Below are 16,219 nucleotides of genomic sequence, written 5' to 3'. Positions count from 1 at the left end.
GAATGACCGGAAAGGCCGACCCGGAAAAACCGGCTGGAAAAACTGTGCGCCCTGCAAACAAACGCGGCGTGGCTCGCCTTGCTGCTGTTCAGGCCCTTTATCAGATGGACGTCGGCGGTGCGCCGCTGACCAGTGTCGTCAGCGAATTCACTGCCTTTCGCCTCGGCAAGGAAATCGACGGTGCGCAGTACCGCGAAGCCGACGAACAATGGTTCAAGCAGATCCTTGCCGGCGTTGTGGAGGACCAGAAGTTTCTGGATCCCTACATTCACACTGCGTTGGCCGAAGACTGGCCCCTGAAGCGTATCGACAGCCTGCTGCGGGCTATCCTCCGCTCCGGCTCCTATGAGCTGCTGCGCCGCAAGGATGTTCCGGCCAAGGTGATCATTTCCGAGTATATCGACGTCACCAAGGCCTTCTTCGATGATGATGAGCCCGGCCTTGTCAACGGCGTGCTCGACCGTCTTGCGCATGAACTGCGCAGCGGCGAACTCGAGGAAAAGAAAACGGACGGCGCCTCCTGATCATGGGCGCTGACCGGCCAGGCGAATTCGAGCTGATCCGGCGTTTCTTTGCCCCTTTGGCAAAAGACCCGGGCAGCCTCGGTCTGACCGACGATGCCGCGGTGCTGACACCACGGGAAGGCCATGACCTCGTTCTGACCAAGGACGTGCTGGCGGCCGATATACATTTCTTTGCTGAAGATGCACCGGAAGCGATAGCCGCCAAGGCACTGAGGGTCAACCTCTCCGACCTTGCGGCGAAGGGCGCACGTCCGCGTGGCTATCTGATGGGCCTGTCGTTGCCGTCCGACTGGACGGTCGACTGGCTTGAGCGGTTCTGCAACGGCCTGGCGGCTGACCAAGCGGCCTATGATTTCCATCTTCTGGGCGGTGACACGGTTCGTTCCGGCAATGGTCTGCAGGTGTCGATTACGGCAATAGGCGAGGTTGAAACCGGCAGCGCAGTTCGGCGGTCCGGGGCACGGCCGGGCGATCTTCTGTTTGTTACCGGAACCATTGGCGACGCCGCTGCCGGTCTTCAGGCGCGCCTCAATCCCGACTTCTGCCGCGATCATGATCTGACAGAGAGCGAAGAAGCCCATATTCTCGACCGTTACCTGCTGCCGAGGCCGCGCACGAGGCTTGCCGGGGCAGTGACCGATTATGCTTCGGCTGCCATGGACGTGTCAGATGGCCTGTTTGCCGACTGCGCGCATATGGCCAGCGCTTCGGCGTTGGACCTCACGATTGACCTGGATCAGGTGCCGCTTTCACAGGCGCTCGCCCATCTCAAGATCAAGTCACCAGAGGACTTTGCCCGGTGCCTGAACGGTGGCGACGATTACGAAATCCTGATGGCGGTGCCGGAAGACGTTTCTGGTACCTTCTGCCGGGTTGCTCATCTTGCCGGCTGTGCCGTCACGCAAATCGGTCATGCCCGGGCAGGTGAGGGCCGAATTCGGCTTGAGGAAGCCGGGCAACCTGTCGACTACGGTCGCTTTGCGGGCTTCAGTCACTTCTAGCTGTCGCAAAGGGCAGGTGCCGGAATTTTACCAGGCCGGATCCATCGCCCGAATGCCCGCCTCCGATGGTGTTGCGCTTTCTTGCCGCTTGGCCGTGACGTGTCGCACGTTACAGCTCTCGGCTGGTCTCCAGTTGCAAATGAAACTTCTGGTCTTTCGCGGTCGGCTGTTGGCGTGTTATGTGCCATGCAAACTTCTGCCTTCCTGAAAGTATCCAAATGACCGTGACGACCCCCGATAGCTTTGTCGACGACAGTCTGGCAAAACGAAACGCGCTGCTATTGGCTCTGGCTCAGGCAATTGGTGGGGCTTCGGCGTCGATCGTGATCGCAACGGCGCCGCTGGTCGGGTATTCGATGCTGGATACGGACAAGTCTCTGGCGACCTTGCCCGTGTCGGCGATGGTCCTGGGAACAGCTTTCGGGACCATTCCCGCCGGCATGATCATGCGCCGATACGGCCGCAGGACCGGTTTCATGGGGGCAGCTTTGCTTGGGGCCATCGCCGGGCTGCTGGCGGCATTCGCGGTTTTCCAGGACGAGTTTCTGATGTTTGCCCTCGGGTGCTGCATCAGCGGTTTTGCAGGCGCATTCGTGCAGCAATATCGCTTTGCTGCAGCAGACACGGCAAGTGACGCCTTTAAGCCGAAGGCCATCTCATGGGTGCTTGCCGGTGGTGTTCTGGCAGGGGTGGTTGGTCCGCAAACGGTTATCGCCACCAAGGACCTGTTCTCGCCAATCCTGTTCGCCGGAACCTATCTGGCGCAGGCGGGCTTGTCCCTGATTGCCTTTTTCCTCGTGGCTTTTCTCCGAATTCCAAAGCCGCAGCGGCACAGCCATACCCAGGCGGGTGGACGTCCACTGCGCCAGATCATGTCGCAACGCCGTTTCATCGTCGCGGCAGCCTGCGGTATCTGCTCCTATGCACTCATGAGCATGGTGATGACGGCCACGCCGCTGGCCATGATCGGCTGCGGCCTGTCGCAGAATGACGCCACGCTTGGCATTCAGTGGCATGTGCTTGCCATGTTCGGTCCGAGTTTCTTCACGGGTAATCTCATCGGTCGCTTCGGCAAGGAGCGGATCGTCTCGATTGGCCTGCTGCTGCTGGCCGGATGTTCCGTGGTCGCGTTGATGGGGGTCGACCTTGCCAACTTCTGGATCGCGCTGATCCTGCTCGGCCTTGGCTGGAACTTCGGCTTCATCGGAGCCACCGCCATGCTGACGGATACCTACCGGCCCGAAGAACGGAACCTGGTGCAGGCGGTCAACGATTTCCTGGTGTTCGGCTTTGTTGCTGCCGCATCGTTCTCGTCCGGTGCTTTGCTGAATGTCTACGGCTGGAACACGGTCACCCTTCTGGTGTTTCCGTTTGTGGTGCTCTGCATCGGCTTGCTTATCTGGCTTGCAGTTGCGGAAAGAAGAGCGGATACAACCGCTTAAAGTACCTTCGAAATTCCATTTCGTCAGCGCAGCATAATTACTGCGCTGCATCAAACAATACCGTAACGGAAGTTTTGAATTAAACAATGTGAGAGCTTGACGAGGCGCGCCGCTTTGCTGCTATCGTTACCCTCCCTCACGTCGAGGAATTGATGTGAAGGGCCGTCAGGCGGCAAAAAACGACAAGAAAATCAGTCCGCCGCAGCTTTGGGAGGAAGTATGATCGAGCTTGTCGTCATCATTTGTGGCCTCTTGTCCATTGCCTATGGGGCGTGGGCCATCCAGTCCGTTATGGCAGCGGATGCAGGGAACGCGCGCATGCAGGAGATCGCCGAGGCGATCCAGGAAGGGGCTAGCGCTTATCTCAATCGTCAATATACGACTATTGCCATTGTGGGGGCCGTTGTTTTCGTGCTCGCCTGGCTATTGCTTTCCGGCACCGCGGCAATCGGATTTGCCATCGGCGCCGTCCTCTCGGGAGCTGCCGGTTACATCGGCATGATGGTTTCCGTCCGGGCCAATGTGCGCACCGCCCAGGCGGCCAGCCAAAGCCTCGGGGCAGGGCTGGAAATCGCGTTCAAGGCCGGTGCCGTCACCGGCCTTTTGGTTGCCGGGCTCGCGTTGCTTGGCGTGGCAGTCTATTTCGCCATCCTCACCGGAATGATGGGGTACGACCCGACGGACCGTACAGTGATCGACGCGCTGGTCGCGCTCGGCTTCGGTGCCTCCCTGATATCTATCTTCGCCCGTCTCGGCGGCGGTATCTTCACCAAGGGGGCTGACGTCGGCGGTGATCTGGTCGGCAAGGTTGAAGCCGGAATTCCGGAGGATGATCCACGCAACCCGGCGACTATCGCCGACAACGTCGGCGACAATGTCGGCGACTGTGCGGGCATGGCGGCCGATTTGTTCGAAACCTACGCGGTGACGGTCGTTGCCACGATGGTTCTGGCCTCGATCTTCTTCACGAGCAGCCAGGCCATCGACCTGATGCACCTGCCGTTGCTGATCGGAGCTAGCTGCGTGGTGACGTCCATCATCGGCACGTTCTTCGTCAAGCTCGGCAGCAACAACTCGATCATGGGGGCGCTCTACAAGGGCTTCATTGCCACGGCAGTTCTGTCCGCGGTTGCCCTCGCGATCATCATCTTCGGCTGGATCGGTGCCGGCACCGAGTTCACTACATCGGGCGGCACGACCTTTACCGGGTTCGATCTGTTCGTCTGTGGTCTCGTAGGTCTCGTGGTGACCGGGCTGATCATCTGGGTGACCGAATATTACACCGGCACGGAGTATCGTCCGGTGAGATCCATCGCCCAGGCGTCGGTGACCGGTCATGGCACCAACGTGATCCAGGGTCTGGCCGTGTCACTGGAAGCAACGGCCCTGCCGGCGCTGATCATCATCGCGGGCATTCTGGTCACCTACGCTTTCGCGGGCCTCTTCGGGATTGCGATTGCCGTAACGACCATGCTGGCGCTCGCAGGCATGGTGGTAGCGCTCGACGCCTTTGGTCCGGTGACCGATAACGCCGGGGGGATTGCCGAAATGGCGGATCTTCCGGCGGAAGTGCGTACCACGACGGACGCCCTCGATGCGGTGGGGAACACCACCAAGGCGGTCACCAAGGGCTATGCCATCGGCTCCGCAGGGCTAGGTGCGCTGGTGCTCTTTGCTGCCTATACGGAAGACCTGAAGTTCTTCTCCAGCAATGCTGCGGAAGGGTCGATCTTCTATGGCATCGACGTCGGCACCCTGTTCACATTGTCCAATCCCTATGTGGTTGCAGGTCTCCTGTTCGGCGGTCTGTTGCCCTATCTCTTCGGCGGCATTTCAATGACCGCCGTCGGCAGGGCTGCCGGTGCGGTGGTGGAGGAAGTCCGCCGCCAGTTCAAGGAAAAGCCGGGCATCATGCAGGGCACGGAACGGCCGGATTACGGCCGTGCGGTGGACATGCTAACAAAGGCGGCGATCCGGGAGATGATCATCCCCTCGCTGCTGCCGGTGCTGTCGCCCATCGTGGTGTTCTTTCTGGTCAAGGCCGTGGCAACTCCGGCCGACGCCTTCGCAGCGCTTGGTGCGATGCTGCTGGGCGTGATCGTGACTGGGCTCTTCGTGGCCATTTCCATGACCGCCGGTGGCGGTGCCTGGGATAACGCCAAGAAGTCCTTCGAGGACGGTTTCACCGACAAGGACGGTGTGACCCACCAGAAAGGCAGCGAGGCGCACAAGGCCTCGGTGACAGGCGATACGGTTGGAGATCCCTACAAGGATACCGCCGGTCCGGCCGTGAACCCGATGATCAAGATCACCAACATCGTGGCCTTGCTGCTGTTGGCGATCCTGGCGCACTGACGCCCCGGAAAAAGAAAGCCCCGGCCGATGGCCGGGGCTTTTTGCATAGGGTTGAGACTTTTGCCTCAGAGACCAAGGCTCGGGTTGGTCGCACCGCGCAGGATCTGCGTCAGGAAGCCATAGTCGGCACCGCCCGTACGGGTCTTGCGGGTGACGATGTCGACGATTTTGCCGTCTTCAAGCGAGTAGTTGCCGAGGTCCTGGACGTAGCCGTCCTTATCGAAGTAAACCGCGACGACGCGCTGCTCGACGATATCCGGAGCCATGAAGGCGGTCGTGGCGGTTTTCTGCGAAATGTAATAGTAGGCATCGCCGTTGAGGCTGGACGTTGTCGACGGGGTTCCCAGGACCAGCTCAACCTGTTCGCGGCTGGAGCCGACCTGAACCTGGTTCAGCATGTCGCTGGTGATCACGTGCCCGTGCGTATAGGTGGAGGTAAAACAGCCGCCGAGCGGTAAGGTGACCAGAAGCGGAAGGATCAGGGCGCTTGCCTTGAAGTTCATCTAAGAATTCCCGTTTCGCCAGACCGGTCTGGCTGCTCTTGAATTTCGTTGCTTGGCAAAGTCACTATCGTGGGATAGGGCACAAGGCAACACCTGACTTAAAAGGAGATGCCATGCTGTTTGGCCTGTTCCGCCGTCGGACCCGCGATGCCGAGCACAAGGTCTATTGTGAAATCGTGGCTCAAGCACGGCAGCCAGTCTTTTACACCGACTTTCACGTGCCCGATAGTGTCGACGGCCGTTTTGACATGATCGTGGCCCATGCAGTGCTGTATTTCCGCCGAATGCGCGGGGAGGGGAAGTCGGTCTCGGAGTTTACGCAGAACGTCTTTGACCTGTTCTTTCTGGACATGGATGCATCGCTGCGTGAAATGGGTGTCAGCGACACGCGCGTGCCCAAGAAGGTGAAAGTCATGGGCGAAGCCTTTTATGGTCGTGCCGATGCCTATATTCCGGCGATTGAAACAAAAAACGTTGAGGAGCTGGCAGAGGCGCTCGGCCGCAACATCTATCCGGATGCACCGGAGCCGGTCGCACAGAAGCGTTTGGCGTACTATATGCTGGAAGTTGCCGAAAGCCTCGAGGGGCAGACGGTGGAAGCACTGATGAACGGGAGCATCGTCTGGTCCGACCCTGAAAAATTCAAGGCATTGCCGGTCTGAGAGCCAAGCCGGCGGTGCAAGAGACCGCGACAAAGGTGCCAAGGTAAAAACAAAAATGACAAAAGAAACTTTCCCCTATTCGTACAAGTTCAACGCCGCCCGCGTTGTCGACAAGGACGAACGCGTCACTGTCAGTCCGGACGAAGCCGCGCTCAAGGCCATAGCCAAGACCTATGAGCTCGATGGCATTCGCGACCTCAAGGCGGATTTCCTTCTGAAACCGTATCGCAAGGCGGGACTGCGCGTGGTCGGTCCGCTGACGGCAACGCTGGAACAGACCTGTGTGGTTTCACTGGAACCATTCGAAAGCCAGCTGAAGATCGATGTCGATCGCACCTTCGAGCCCCAGTCCAGCCGGCCGCGCAAGGTCAGCGATCTCAATGAGGACGGCGAGATTGAAATCGACCTGGAAACGCTCGACCCGCCCGATGTCATTCTGGACGGTGTTCTCGACCTTGGTGCCGTGATCTGCGAGGAACTTGCACTTACGCTCGACCCGTTCCCCCGCAAGCCGGGAGTGGAGTTCGAGGGTGGCGATGGCGACGACGACAGCGCCGATGAAGAGCCTGAGGCTAAACCGTCCCCCTTCGCCGCCTTGAAGGCACTCAAGGAACAGCCGGATAACTGATATCCATTGTATTCACAGGTGCCGGAACGATTTGGACTGGGTCTTCATGCAGGTTTTCAACGTCAGAACTCTCCGCGATCAGGAAAACGGTTGTCAGTCTTGCCAAAACCGTTATGTTCGCGCCCGTTCTAGGCCCTTGCCGGACCTGCAGGACTTTGTCTGGAAGCACCACTCGGTGCTGTTCTTGGTAGCGAAACGTCAAAAGACCTTCTAGATGGCGAAAACTATTCCGATTTCTCTGGATGCCATGGGCGGCGATCATGGGGCTGACGTCGTCATTCCCGGGGCGGAAATTGCGCTTGTCCGCCATCCTGACATCCGTTTCCTGCTGTTCGGCAATGAAAAGGTCGTGCTGCCACTCCTGGAAAAGTATCCAAGGGTTCGCGATGCTTCGACGTTCCATCATTGCGACGTCTCCATTGCGATGGACACCAAGCCCAGTCAGGCCCTGCGTCAGGGTCGCTGGCGCTCGTCCATGTGGCGGTCCATCGAGGCGGTAAAGACAGGCGATGCATCCGTTGCGGTCTCTGCCGGCAACACGGGCGCGCTCATGGCCATGTCCAAGTTCTGCCTGCGGACAATGGCCAATATCGAACGTCCGGCGATCGCGGCCATCTGGCCGACCATGCGCGGCGAGTCCGTGGTGCTTGATGTCGGTGCAACGATTGGCGCCGACGCACAGCAGCTTATCGATTTCGCCATTCTCGGTGGCGCCATGGCGCGGGCCCTGTTCGGTGTCCAGAAGCCGAGCGTCGGCCTGCTGAACATCGGCGTGGAAGAGGTCAAGGGACTGGAAGAGGTTCGCACCGCCGGCCGGCTTCTGCGCGAAACGCCGCTGCGCTCGCTGCATTACGCCGGTTTCGTCGAGGGTGACGACCTTGGAAAAGGCACTGTCGATGTCGTCGTGACCGAAGGCTTTGCCGGTAACATCGCGCTCAAAACCGCGGAAGGCACAGCCAAGCAGATCGGCAGTTACTTGCGTTCGGCCATGAATCGGACCTTTATGTCCAAAATCGGCTATCTCTTCGCCAAAGGCGCCTTTGATCTGCTGCGCGAGAAAATGGATCCGCGCAAGGTCAACGGCGGCGTGTTCCTGGGACTGAATGGCATTGTGATCAAAAGTCACGGCGGGACGGATGCCGAGGGTTATGCCTCGGCGGTCGACCTTGCCTACGACATGGTCAAAAACGAACTGACACACAAGATCGCCCAGGATCTTGTGCATTATCATCGTGGCCGCTTCGCTGAAGCCGCGCCGACATCGGAAGGTGATTTGTGAGCGTAATCCGTTCGACCGTAACCGGCTGCGGAAGTTTCCTGCCGGAAAAAATCCTGACCAACGACGATCTCTCCAAGATGGTCGACACGTCTGACGAATGGATCGTTCAGCGCACCGGCATCCAGCAGCGCCATGTTGCTGCCGAAGGCCAGATGACCTCGGATCTTGCTCTGGAAGCTGCCAAGCGGGCGCTGCAAAGCGCCGGCCGGGATGCTCAGGAGATCGACACAATCATTCTGGCAACCGCCACACCGGACAACACCTTTCCGGCAACGGCTGTCACCGTCCAGGCCAACCTGGGCATCTATCACGGTGCCGCATTCGATGTGCACGCCGTTTGCTCGGGCTTTGTCTATGCCCTTACGACGGCCGATGCCTATATTCGGGCAGGCTTGGCGAAGCGTTGCCTGGTTATCGGTGCAGAGACGTTCTCACGCATTCTGGACTGGACCGACCGGACGACCTGCGTTCTCTTCGGCGACGGCGCTGGTGCTGTCGTGGTGGAAGCAGCGGAAGGCGAAGGCACGACGGCCGACCGGGGTGTCCTTACATCGCACCTTCGCTCCGACGGCCGACACAAGGAAAAGCTCTTCGTCGACGGTGGACCGTCCTCGACCGGGACCGTTGGGCATCTCCGGATGGAAGGCCGTGAAGTCTACAAGCATGCGGTCGGCATGATCACCGACGTGATTGAAGATGCCTACAAGGCAACGGGCACCACATCGGAAGATCTCGACTGGTTCATTCCGCATCAGGCCAACAAGCGCATCATCGATGCCAGCGCCAAGAAACTCGGTATCGCACCTGAGAAGGTCGTGACCACGGTCCAGCATCACGGCAACACCTCTGCCGCGTCCATTCCGCTTGCGCTGGATACGGCCGTCAGGGACGGACGTGTCAAAAAGAACGATCTCGTGATGCTGGAAGCAATGGGCGGCGGATTCACCTGGGGCTCCGTTCTGCTGCGCTGGTAAGTCCTGTCTAACTTCCTACGACAAATCTGATTTCCACCAAGAGTTCCGGTTGACCGGCTCGCCGCAAGGCCGTACCGTATGGCCTTGCATCGGAGTTCTTGTGCAAAATCAGCCAGATGATGGCGTCGTTGAGGAGGGGTTATGGGCAATCGGACTATTACCCGCGCTGATCTGTGTGAGGCCGTTTATCAGAAAGTTGGTCTGTCCCGGACCGAGTCTTCTGAATTGGTCGAACGCGTACTTTCTGAAATTTCCGACTGTCTTGTGACCGGAGAATCAGTAAAATTATCAAGCTTCGGGTCTTTCGTGGTCCGCTCCAAGGGGGAGCGCATCGGCCGCAATCCGAAGACCGGCGAGGAAGTACCTATTTCACCGCGCCGGGTGATGGTGTTCAAACCGTCTAACGTATTGAAACAGCGGATCAATGATGCGCTGACAGGACAGGCCAGCAAATAGCCAGAAAATTATAAGACCGGATGAGCTCGCAGGAAAAAAGCCCCGACGCCTTTCGTACTATCAGCGAAGTCGCAGAAGATCTTGACCTGCCGCAGCACGTGCTGCGGTTCTGGGAAACACGCTTCTCGCAGATCAAGCCGCTGAAGCGTGGGGGAGGCCGCCGGTACTACCGACCGGACGATGTCGAGCTTCTGAAGGGCATCCGTCATCTGCTCTACGGTGAAGGCTACACGATCAAGGGTGTACAGCGGATCCTGAAAGAGCAGGGGCCACGCTTCGTCATGCAGATCCGGCATGAAGACATGTCGGCCCTGCAGGCCGTTGCCACTGCAGAACCTGCACAGGCGGAGCCTGCGCCTGCCCCTGCGATGATTTCCCAAAATGGCCAGCATGAAATCCATAACGGCCCGTTGCCAAGCGGCGTTCTGGCGGACAATGCACCGGAACCGGCACCAGCCCAGGGTCACGGGCATTTCAGTATTCTTGGTCGCCTGCGCGGTGAGAAACCGGCTCAGGGCACAGGGTCCCATTCGTCTGTGACGAAGGAGGATATCCGCCGCCTGCAGGCAACCCTCTTTGAGTTGCTGGAATGCAAGCGAACGCTGGATCAGGCGCGCTGACCTTCATACCTCGCCTTACTGGTCTGCCTTGCGTTTGAAAAGTTTCGCCAGGAAGCCAGGTTTTTTGCCGGCCTTTTCCGAAGTTTCGTTCGAAACCTGAGCCTGCTTGACGAAGTCTCGCAATTCGGCAACCGACATCCTTTTTGATGACGGGGAAGTCTTTCCAGCAATGCGGGTGTCATCCAGCTGCCCGGCTGCGGTGGCGATCGTCTGATGAACTTGCGATGCGGTTGGCGGTGAAACGGGTTTAGCAGTTTCAGGGTAAGCTGGTTTAACTGGCTGGTCTGGCCGGTCCAGTGCCGACATCTCCTGCTCGAATGCCTCCTCGCTCCGAACGTCTGAAGGCTCTTGAGAGGAAGGCTCGCCTTTCAGCTCCTGTAAACGTTCCAGGATGGCTGCGTCCACGGGGTCGTGCGGGTCCAGTTCTGTGTCCTCGCTCCCGTCTGTATAGCTCCCGGATTCATTCAGGTCTTCATCGTAGCGAACGTATTTTGTCGGCACATCTTCACGGAGGATGCCGAATTTGGGATTGTGGACGACCTTGAGTTCAATCGTACCCAACCCGTCATCGTCTTCCTCATGGTAGATCACCTGGATCTTTTCGTTTTCATCACGGCCAAAAACGTCTCCATCATCGATCAGGCGATTACTCTCGTTCATGAACTTTGAAAACGCGACGAGGATCTCGGCAAGGTACTCTAGCGGCAACCTGCAGGGCAGCACTTCCACCCTGTACCCGGTTAGCCACTGGGAGCCGATACCCATCATGCCGATCAATTGCTCGCCGGTTTCGGGATCCTGTTGTCCGTAAGGATTGGGCAAGAGGTACAGGTCGTCGTGGTTTGAGGCGCGAGCCAGCGCCGAGAAGGCATCCGGCTTCAGCAGGAAGCTGCTTGGAGCCCAAAAGACGGCGTCCGGCTGGGATCTTTCCACGATGATCGCCGTGATCAACCTTGCGATCTCCATGGCTTGCAAGGTTTCCTCAGCCTCGCAGAAAGCCAGACTTTCCACTCCGGAAAGTGTCTTAAGGTTCTCTGGCAGCGAATCCGTGGGGATGAGGCTTTTTCTGACTGAAATCTGCGTGCAGGCCGCAATCTCGTTCAAAAGGTCGGCCGCTTCCGGAAAAGCGGTCCGGGCATAGATCGTTTCAAGCGCAGCATCTATCAATGGCGTGTGTTCGAAGAGGCCTGATTGTGTGACAAGAACATGGAACTTGCCGCACAGAAAACGCTTGTTGATCTCGTCGGACGTGTTCAACAGCTGGCAGGCGCTGCGCGGAACGCCCGCCTTTTCCACAACAGCTACAATGACAGCCATGATCGCGTCTCCGTCAAGCGGCTGATAGCGCTTGTAGAGGATCTGGGAATCGACGCTTGGAAGCGGATGCGTTTTCAACGGTAAGACCACACCTGATTTGCGGAATGATGCGGGAGGTTAGGCAACTTTGGTGAAAAAGGCCTTATCGCCTCTCACCTTGGTTGCCAAACCGGCTCCTGCACGTCACTCCAGTCCGAGGCAGGAGGCGTAAAAGCTCGTGGTTGCCGGCCAGTCCGAAAAGATGCCCTTGACGCCAACCTGGCGCGCCAGAACATCCACAACCTCATAAAGCTTGCCGTCGCCGTCGATGGCATCGTTGACGGTCTGATAGTACCAGCCGCCGCCGGACGACAGCGGTCCCGACCTTTCAAGCGTCCAGGCAATCAGTTCGATACCGGCTTCCTTTGCTGCAACCGCATAAGCTGAGGGAACGATCTTGCCGTCTTCCTCAGCAAGAAGGACAAACAGCGGCGGTGCGAGGTAGTTGACGCCCATGTCCTTCAGTTCGGTCATGGAAGGGGAGAATGTTTCCGGATCCATGGGATCAACATCGCGGCGGCTTTCAAGGAAGACTGCCTGCTTGCCGAAGTCCGGTTCGTTTTCGATCCAGTAGAGAACGTCATCAAGGTTGAAGGATTGCGGGTACACGTCTTCTGCCGGAATGCCTGCCGCCTTGTATTCGTCAATCAGTTTCTGGGCGTAGTCGGCCTGGGTAAAGCCATCAAAAGGCATTTCGACTTCAGGGGCCTTCAACTCCGGAGTGAATTTCACGCCGAGGTCCTTGAAGAGGCGGATCGAGGCGTCGTGTGTCAGCAGCGTTCCCGTGCCCGCGTAAAGATCCGTGCGCCAGGGCGCGGTTCCATTCTGGTAAGCTTCAGGCGTTGTTGCCGTTTTGTCTGCACTGTCCATCTTGCCCTGCAAGGACGAGAACTCAGCCAGGGTCAGATCACTCGTCCGGCATTCGGCCGCAGCCGGGGTCTCACCCGAGGCCGGAGTGAAGCCCGTGGTGCATTTGTCGGCGAGATCGGTCGTCAGAATGTTCGTGGTCGTGTGCAGATCGTTCTGGGAATGCCGGCATACCAGTTCCTTGTCCTTGGTAAAGGTGACGTCGCATTCCAGGATGCCCGCTCCCATGAGTGCCGCGGCCCGGTAGCCTTCCTCCGTGTGCTCTGGAAACTGCAAGGGGGCACCACGATGGCTGATGGAAAACAGGGTGCGTTTTGCCGGCTTGCCGATGCAGGCTTCCAAGGTCTCCTTCAGCTGGCCGTCAACCATCTGGGACACAAGGTAGGCGGGGCGGGGCCCAAGCTCGACAGTGCCTGCTTGTGCAGGCAAGACGGCACACAGCCCGGTCAGGCAAAGAACAACTTGTTTGAGGTGCATGAGGTATCCAATGGCTTTCGTGGCAAGAAGGGCAATAATTAGCGGCACGCATGCCGGGAGCAAGTGCAATAGCTGCAACTAGGCAGGTTGCCAGGCAAGTCTGAGTGCTTCCGGGCCTCTCACGGACAGGCCACGCTTGTAGGTGACGTTGTCGTCAACCAGCTCAATCGTGCTGAACCTTTTCAGCAGTGTTGAAAAGATGATGTCCATGTCCAGACGTGCAAGATGATTGCCCAGGCAGAAATGTGCGCCCCGGCCAAAGGCAATGTGCCAATTCGGCGTTCGGCCAACATCGAAGCGGTCAGCGTCGGGGAATTGGCCCGGGTCGCGGTTGGCTGCTCCATAGAGGACGCCGAACTTCGTCCCGCGCGGATACGTGTCGCCGCAAACCGTCATGTCCTCGGTGGAATAGCGGTGGAAGAACGGCAAGGGAGATTCATAGCGGAACATTTCCTGCACGGCCGTTTTCATCAGCGACGGATCTTCACGCAGACGCTGCAGCTCTTTCGGAAACTTCAGCAGCGCATGCATGCCGCTGCCGAGAACGTCGATGGTTGAACCGTGACCGGCCATCAGGATCAGCATGGCGGTCGAGATGAATTCGTCCTCGTTCATCTGGCCGGCCCGTTCAGCTTCGATCATGAGCGACAGAAGGTCGTCCTGTGGTGCGCGTTCGCGCTCTGCCTTCAGCGTTTGCAGATAGTGATAGAATTCGGTCGTGTTGCGTTCGGCCAGTTCCTTGCGCTCATCCGTCCGGTCGATGTCGAAGTACTGAACAACGTTTTCCGACCAGATGCGCAGCTGCGGGCAGTCCTCATCGGGAACGCCGAGAACGCGGCCGATGATGTGACCTGGAACATGGGCGGCCAGATCTTCGATAAAGTCGATTTCGGTGCGGTCTGACAGACTGTCGAAAAGGCGGTCGACATAGGCCTGTATGTCATCGCGCAGCTTGCCGACCATCACCGGCGTGAACAGTCTGAACACCTGCTTGCGCAGCCGGTCGTGAATGTCCCCGTCGCTGTCCAGCAGCGAGAACTGCACGAACCGGGAATGATGCGGCATGTCGTGCCAGTTCTGGGCACGTTTCATGTCCGCGATTTCTTCCGCGCTCGCGATGTGGTCCATGGATCGCACCATCTTGCCGTTCTGCACGATTTCCGAAACGTCATCGAACTTCGCTGCCAGCCAGATATCGAAATCCTCGAAGTAAGTCAGACCCTTGCGTTCACGCAGTGCGGCGTAGAACGGGTAGGGGTCTTGTGCAAAGGCATCGGACAAAGGCGCGAAGGAAAGGTCTGTGGACGGGCTCATGAAGGGCTCTTGAGGTCGGGTTGGATGGGGTAGAATTGTGATTCTTGGCAGGGTCGAAGATTTGGCTGGCCAAGTGCAAGCGAAAAGCGGGAGCTATGGGCCATTTTTGACGTGTTTGGGCGAGTTATCCCAAGCCAGGCCTTCAGCTCTTGGGGATTGTGAGGAAATGACATTTCTGACGATATCGGCAGAGGTTTGGAAATCTTAACAATTCCTAAACGCGGGCTGGGAGGCCTGCTTGCACAGACCAGCAGAACCGTGAGTGCGTGAGGCCGAAATGCGTGTGCCAAAGGCTTTCAGTGACGAGTACCGGACCTTCTTGCGGGAGACGGGCTTGGACAACCCCAATCCGCAAGCCCTCCTCATGGAACTTGCCTCGCTCTCCATGGAAGTCTACCTGAAGGAAATTGCCTGGCTTTCCGAGTTCATCGGCAAGATCGAGCGCGCGAAAAAGGCTGCGGCCTGACGGTAAGCTTTTGACTGGATTACGTCATTTCTGGCGGAAGAAATGTTTCCCTGGAATTTGGTGTCGTGCCTATCGACGATTGTGAGCCAAGTCGTTGCAATTGAGATGACGAACGCCGCGAGGTGAAGCATACTCGGACGATATAACGTCCGGAGCAGCTGTATCATGTCCATCAGTCAGTTCTCCACCACCAAGGAAATTCTGAGGTTCGAGGGCGCCGACAAGGCTGCCTATTGGCGCAAGTTCGCTTTGCTGCTGTCGCTTGCCGTGATCATCGCGACGATGGGCCTGCTGCGAAACTCGGGTGCTGTCGTGATTGCGGCCATGCTGGTGGCCCCGCTTATGACCCCCATCCTGGGCATCGCCTCATCGATCGTCATGGGGTGGGTTGGAAGAGCGCTCGTCCTGATGCTGACTGTCTGGATCGCCGCCGGCTGCAGCATCGTGATCTCGTGGCTGATTGTCTGGATAGCGGATGCGCCTTCAACGCTGCTGCTGCCGGATGAAGTCCTCAGCCGGAGCAATCCCGGGGCGGAAGATATGGTCGTTGCGCTCGCCGCGGGCATTGCCGGTGCCTATGTGCAGATCAGGAAATCGGAAATCAGCCTTTTGCCTGGAGCAGCCATCGGCGTGTCCCTGGTTCCGCCGCTCGCGGCAGCAGGGATCCTGTTGTACTTCGGAGAACAGGAGGCGGCTTATGAGGCCACATTGCTCTTTGCCACCAATTTCGGGGCGATCATCTTCTCTGCAAGCCTGGTCTACATCATCCTGGGCCCACGGGAGCGGCTCTTCCGCAAAGCGCATCGGGGCGTCAAGTTCACGCTCGGCATGACGGTCACGCTTGCCTTCCTGTCGGTCGTTCTGGTCCAGCTTCTGGCGGCAACCTACCTGCGCTACATAGAAACCGGGACAGAGGCCGTTCTGGCACAGCGCACCAAGGAGTGGGCGGGCGACACGCCTGTCGAGATCATAAGGGTCGACGTTCACGCCCGCACCAGGATTGCGGAAATCTGGGTACTTCTCGATCTGCCATCGGACGCGCAGTACAAGATCGGCTCACTCGACGATTTTCTGCCGGTCGCCATGAAGGAACATCCGTTCAGAGAGGCCGCCCGTGAAGTTCTGGGAGAGGATTACAAGGTGGTCGTCAGATACCAGACACGCATTGCCTGGCTTCTGGATCTTGCCACGGAAACGATCGATGTAGCTCCTTCTGTCGATACCGTGAGGGAGGACTGACATGTCAGGCAAAAACAAACCCCGCCAGAGCGGCGGGGTTACGAGAGACTGCGTGT

The 16,219-nt window shown here is 58.4% G+C and carries 17 protein-coding genes; 13 read left to right on the top strand and 4 right to left on the bottom strand.

Annotation, left to right across the window (positions count from 1 at the left end; genetic code table 11):
• Positions 1–2: 2 nt before the first annotated feature.
• The 4 genes from nusB (at position 3) to B0E33_RS01770 (ending at position 5,322) form a co-directional block, all read left to right on the top strand.
• Positions 3–524 carry a transcription antitermination factor NusB gene (gene nusB / locus B0E33_RS01785; RefSeq protein WP_023003810.1) on the top strand — a complete coding sequence of 174 codons (522 nt, stop codon included), beginning with the start codon at positions 3–5 and terminating at the stop codon, positions 522–524.
• A gap of 2 nt (positions 525–526) precedes the next feature.
• On the top strand, positions 527–1,525 hold the full coding sequence (gene thiL, locus B0E33_RS01780) for a thiamine-phosphate kinase (protein ID WP_077290262.1): 999 nt from the start codon (positions 527–529) through the stop codon (positions 1,523–1,525).
• 218 nt (positions 1,526–1,743) lie between these two features.
• Positions 1,744–2,967, top strand: coding sequence for an MFS transporter (locus B0E33_RS01775; protein ID WP_031270647.1), 1,224 nt, complete (start codon positions 1,744–1,746; stop codon positions 2,965–2,967).
• Between the two features lie 219 nt (positions 2,968–3,186).
• Positions 3,187–5,322, top strand: a complete 2,136-nt coding sequence (locus B0E33_RS01770; protein WP_023003813.1) for a sodium-translocating pyrophosphatase — start codon at positions 3,187–3,189, stop codon at positions 5,320–5,322.
• Positions 5,323–5,387: 65 nt separating this feature from the next.
• Here B0E33_RS01770 and B0E33_RS01765 read toward each other — a convergent pair whose 3' ends face one another.
• Entirely contained in the window at positions 5,388–5,825 is a 438-nt protein-coding gene (locus B0E33_RS01765) for an outer membrane protein assembly factor BamE (protein ID WP_006931570.1), read from the bottom strand.
• Between the two features lie 113 nt (positions 5,826–5,938).
• Between B0E33_RS01765 and B0E33_RS01760 the strand changes: the two genes are divergently transcribed.
• From B0E33_RS01760 to B0E33_RS01735, 6 genes are all read left to right on the top strand, one after another.
• A complete protein-coding gene (locus B0E33_RS01760; RefSeq protein WP_077290261.1) occupies positions 5,939–6,487 on the top strand; it encodes a ubiquinol-cytochrome C chaperone family protein in 549 nt (182 codons plus the stop codon).
• A gap of 55 nt (positions 6,488–6,542) precedes the next feature.
• Positions 6,543–7,115 carry a YceD family protein gene (locus B0E33_RS01755; protein WP_077290260.1) on the top strand — a complete coding sequence of 191 codons (573 nt, stop codon included), beginning with the start codon at positions 6,543–6,545 and terminating at the stop codon, positions 7,113–7,115.
• A 214-nt stretch (positions 7,116–7,329) separates the two neighbouring features.
• Positions 7,330–8,394 carry a phosphate acyltransferase PlsX gene (plsX, locus tag B0E33_RS01750; RefSeq protein ID WP_062489137.1) on the top strand — a complete coding sequence of 355 codons (1,065 nt, stop codon included), beginning with the start codon at positions 7,330–7,332 and terminating at the stop codon, positions 8,392–8,394.
• Entirely contained in the window at positions 8,391–9,368 is a 978-nt protein-coding gene (locus tag B0E33_RS01745; RefSeq protein ID WP_062489136.1) for a beta-ketoacyl-ACP synthase III, read from the top strand. The genes plsX and B0E33_RS01745 overlap by 4 nt, the downstream gene beginning before the upstream one ends.
• Before the next feature lie 141 nt (positions 9,369–9,509).
• Positions 9,510–9,824 (top strand): integration host factor subunit alpha, encoded by a 315-nt coding sequence (locus tag B0E33_RS01740; RefSeq protein ID WP_023003819.1) that lies wholly within the window; start codon positions 9,510–9,512, stop codon positions 9,822–9,824.
• 20 nt (positions 9,825–9,844) lie between these two features.
• On the top strand, positions 9,845–10,444 hold the full coding sequence (locus B0E33_RS01735) for a MerR family transcriptional regulator (RefSeq protein WP_023003820.1): 600 nt from the start codon (positions 9,845–9,847) through the stop codon (positions 10,442–10,444).
• A gap of 15 nt (positions 10,445–10,459) precedes the next feature.
• Here the strand turns inward: B0E33_RS01735 and B0E33_RS01730 are convergent, their stop codons facing one another.
• On the bottom strand, positions 10,460–11,548 hold the full coding sequence (locus tag B0E33_RS01730) for a hypothetical protein (protein WP_156912324.1): 1,089 nt from the start codon (positions 11,546–11,548) through the stop codon (positions 10,460–10,462).
• A gap of 87 nt (positions 11,549–11,635) precedes the next feature.
• Here B0E33_RS01730 and B0E33_RS30800 point away from each other — a divergent pair, with 87 nt between their 5' ends.
• Positions 11,636–11,845, top strand: a complete 210-nt coding sequence (locus B0E33_RS30800; protein WP_156912323.1) for a hypothetical protein — start codon at positions 11,636–11,638, stop codon at positions 11,843–11,845.
• Between the two features lie 99 nt (positions 11,846–11,944).
• Here the strand turns inward: B0E33_RS30800 and B0E33_RS01725 are convergent, their stop codons facing one another.
• Positions 11,945–13,144, bottom strand: a complete 1,200-nt coding sequence (locus tag B0E33_RS01725; RefSeq protein ID WP_077290258.1) for a glycerophosphodiester phosphodiesterase family protein — start codon at positions 13,142–13,144, stop codon at positions 11,945–11,947.
• 78 nt (positions 13,145–13,222) lie between these two features.
• Positions 13,223–14,458: a cytochrome P450 gene (locus tag B0E33_RS01720; RefSeq protein ID WP_077290257.1), complete on the bottom strand. Its 1,236-nt coding sequence runs from the start codon at positions 14,456–14,458 to the stop codon at positions 13,223–13,225.
• 277 nt (positions 14,459–14,735) lie between these two features.
• Between B0E33_RS01720 and B0E33_RS01715 the strand changes: the two genes are divergently transcribed.
• Positions 14,736–14,924, top strand: coding sequence for a hypothetical protein (locus tag B0E33_RS01715; protein WP_077293103.1), 189 nt, complete (start codon positions 14,736–14,738; stop codon positions 14,922–14,924).
• 165 nt (positions 14,925–15,089) lie between these two features.
• Positions 15,090–16,163 (top strand): DUF389 domain-containing protein, encoded by a 1,074-nt coding sequence (locus tag B0E33_RS01710; protein WP_077290256.1) that lies wholly within the window; start codon positions 15,090–15,092, stop codon positions 16,161–16,163.
• Positions 16,164–16,219 lie beyond the last annotated feature (56 nt).

Source organism: Roseibium algicola (assembly GCF_001999245.1).
Lineage (GTDB): Bacteria > Pseudomonadota > Alphaproteobacteria > Rhizobiales > Stappiaceae > Roseibium > Roseibium algicola.
This window is presented reverse-complemented; position numbering and strand designations above follow the sequence as displayed.

Bases quoted from the DNA above. Each gene is read 5' to 3' on its own strand.
- B0E33_RS01760 (WP_077290261.1), top strand. From the start codon at position 5,939: ATGCTGTTTGGCCTGTTCCGCCGTCGGACCCGCGATGCCGAGCACAAG.
- thiL (WP_077290262.1), top strand. From the start codon at position 527: ATGGGCGCTGACCGGCCAGGCGAATTCGAGCTGATCCGGCGTTTCTTT.
- B0E33_RS01755 (WP_077290260.1), top strand. From the start codon at position 6,543: ATGACAAAAGAAACTTTCCCCTATTCGTACAAGTTCAACGCCGCCCGC.
- B0E33_RS01725 (WP_077290258.1), bottom strand. From the start codon at position 13,144: ATGCACCTCAAACAAGTTGTTCTTTGCCTGACCGGGCTGTGTGCCGTC.
- nusB (WP_023003810.1), top strand. From the start codon at position 3: ATGACCGGAAAGGCCGACCCGGAAAAACCGGCTGGAAAAACTGTGCGC.
- B0E33_RS01765 (WP_006931570.1), bottom strand. From the start codon at position 5,825: ATGAACTTCAAGGCAAGCGCCCTGATCCTTCCGCTTCTGGTCACCTTA.
- B0E33_RS01715 (WP_077293103.1), top strand. From the start codon at position 14,736: ATGCGTGTGCCAAAGGCTTTCAGTGACGAGTACCGGACCTTCTTGCGG.
- B0E33_RS01710 (WP_077290256.1), top strand. From the start codon at position 15,090: ATGTCCATCAGTCAGTTCTCCACCACCAAGGAAATTCTGAGGTTCGAG.
- B0E33_RS01720 (WP_077290257.1), bottom strand. From the start codon at position 14,458: ATGAGCCCGTCCACAGACCTTTCCTTCGCGCCTTTGTCCGATGCCTTT.
- B0E33_RS01735 (WP_023003820.1), top strand. From the start codon at position 9,845: ATGAGCTCGCAGGAAAAAAGCCCCGACGCCTTTCGTACTATCAGCGAA.
- B0E33_RS01770 (WP_023003813.1), top strand. From the start codon at position 3,187: ATGATCGAGCTTGTCGTCATCATTTGTGGCCTCTTGTCCATTGCCTAT.
- B0E33_RS01740 (WP_023003819.1), top strand. From the start codon at position 9,510: ATGGGCAATCGGACTATTACCCGCGCTGATCTGTGTGAGGCCGTTTAT.
- plsX (WP_062489137.1), top strand. From the start codon at position 7,330: ATGGCGAAAACTATTCCGATTTCTCTGGATGCCATGGGCGGCGATCAT.
- B0E33_RS01775 (WP_031270647.1), top strand. From the start codon at position 1,744: ATGACCGTGACGACCCCCGATAGCTTTGTCGACGACAGTCTGGCAAAA.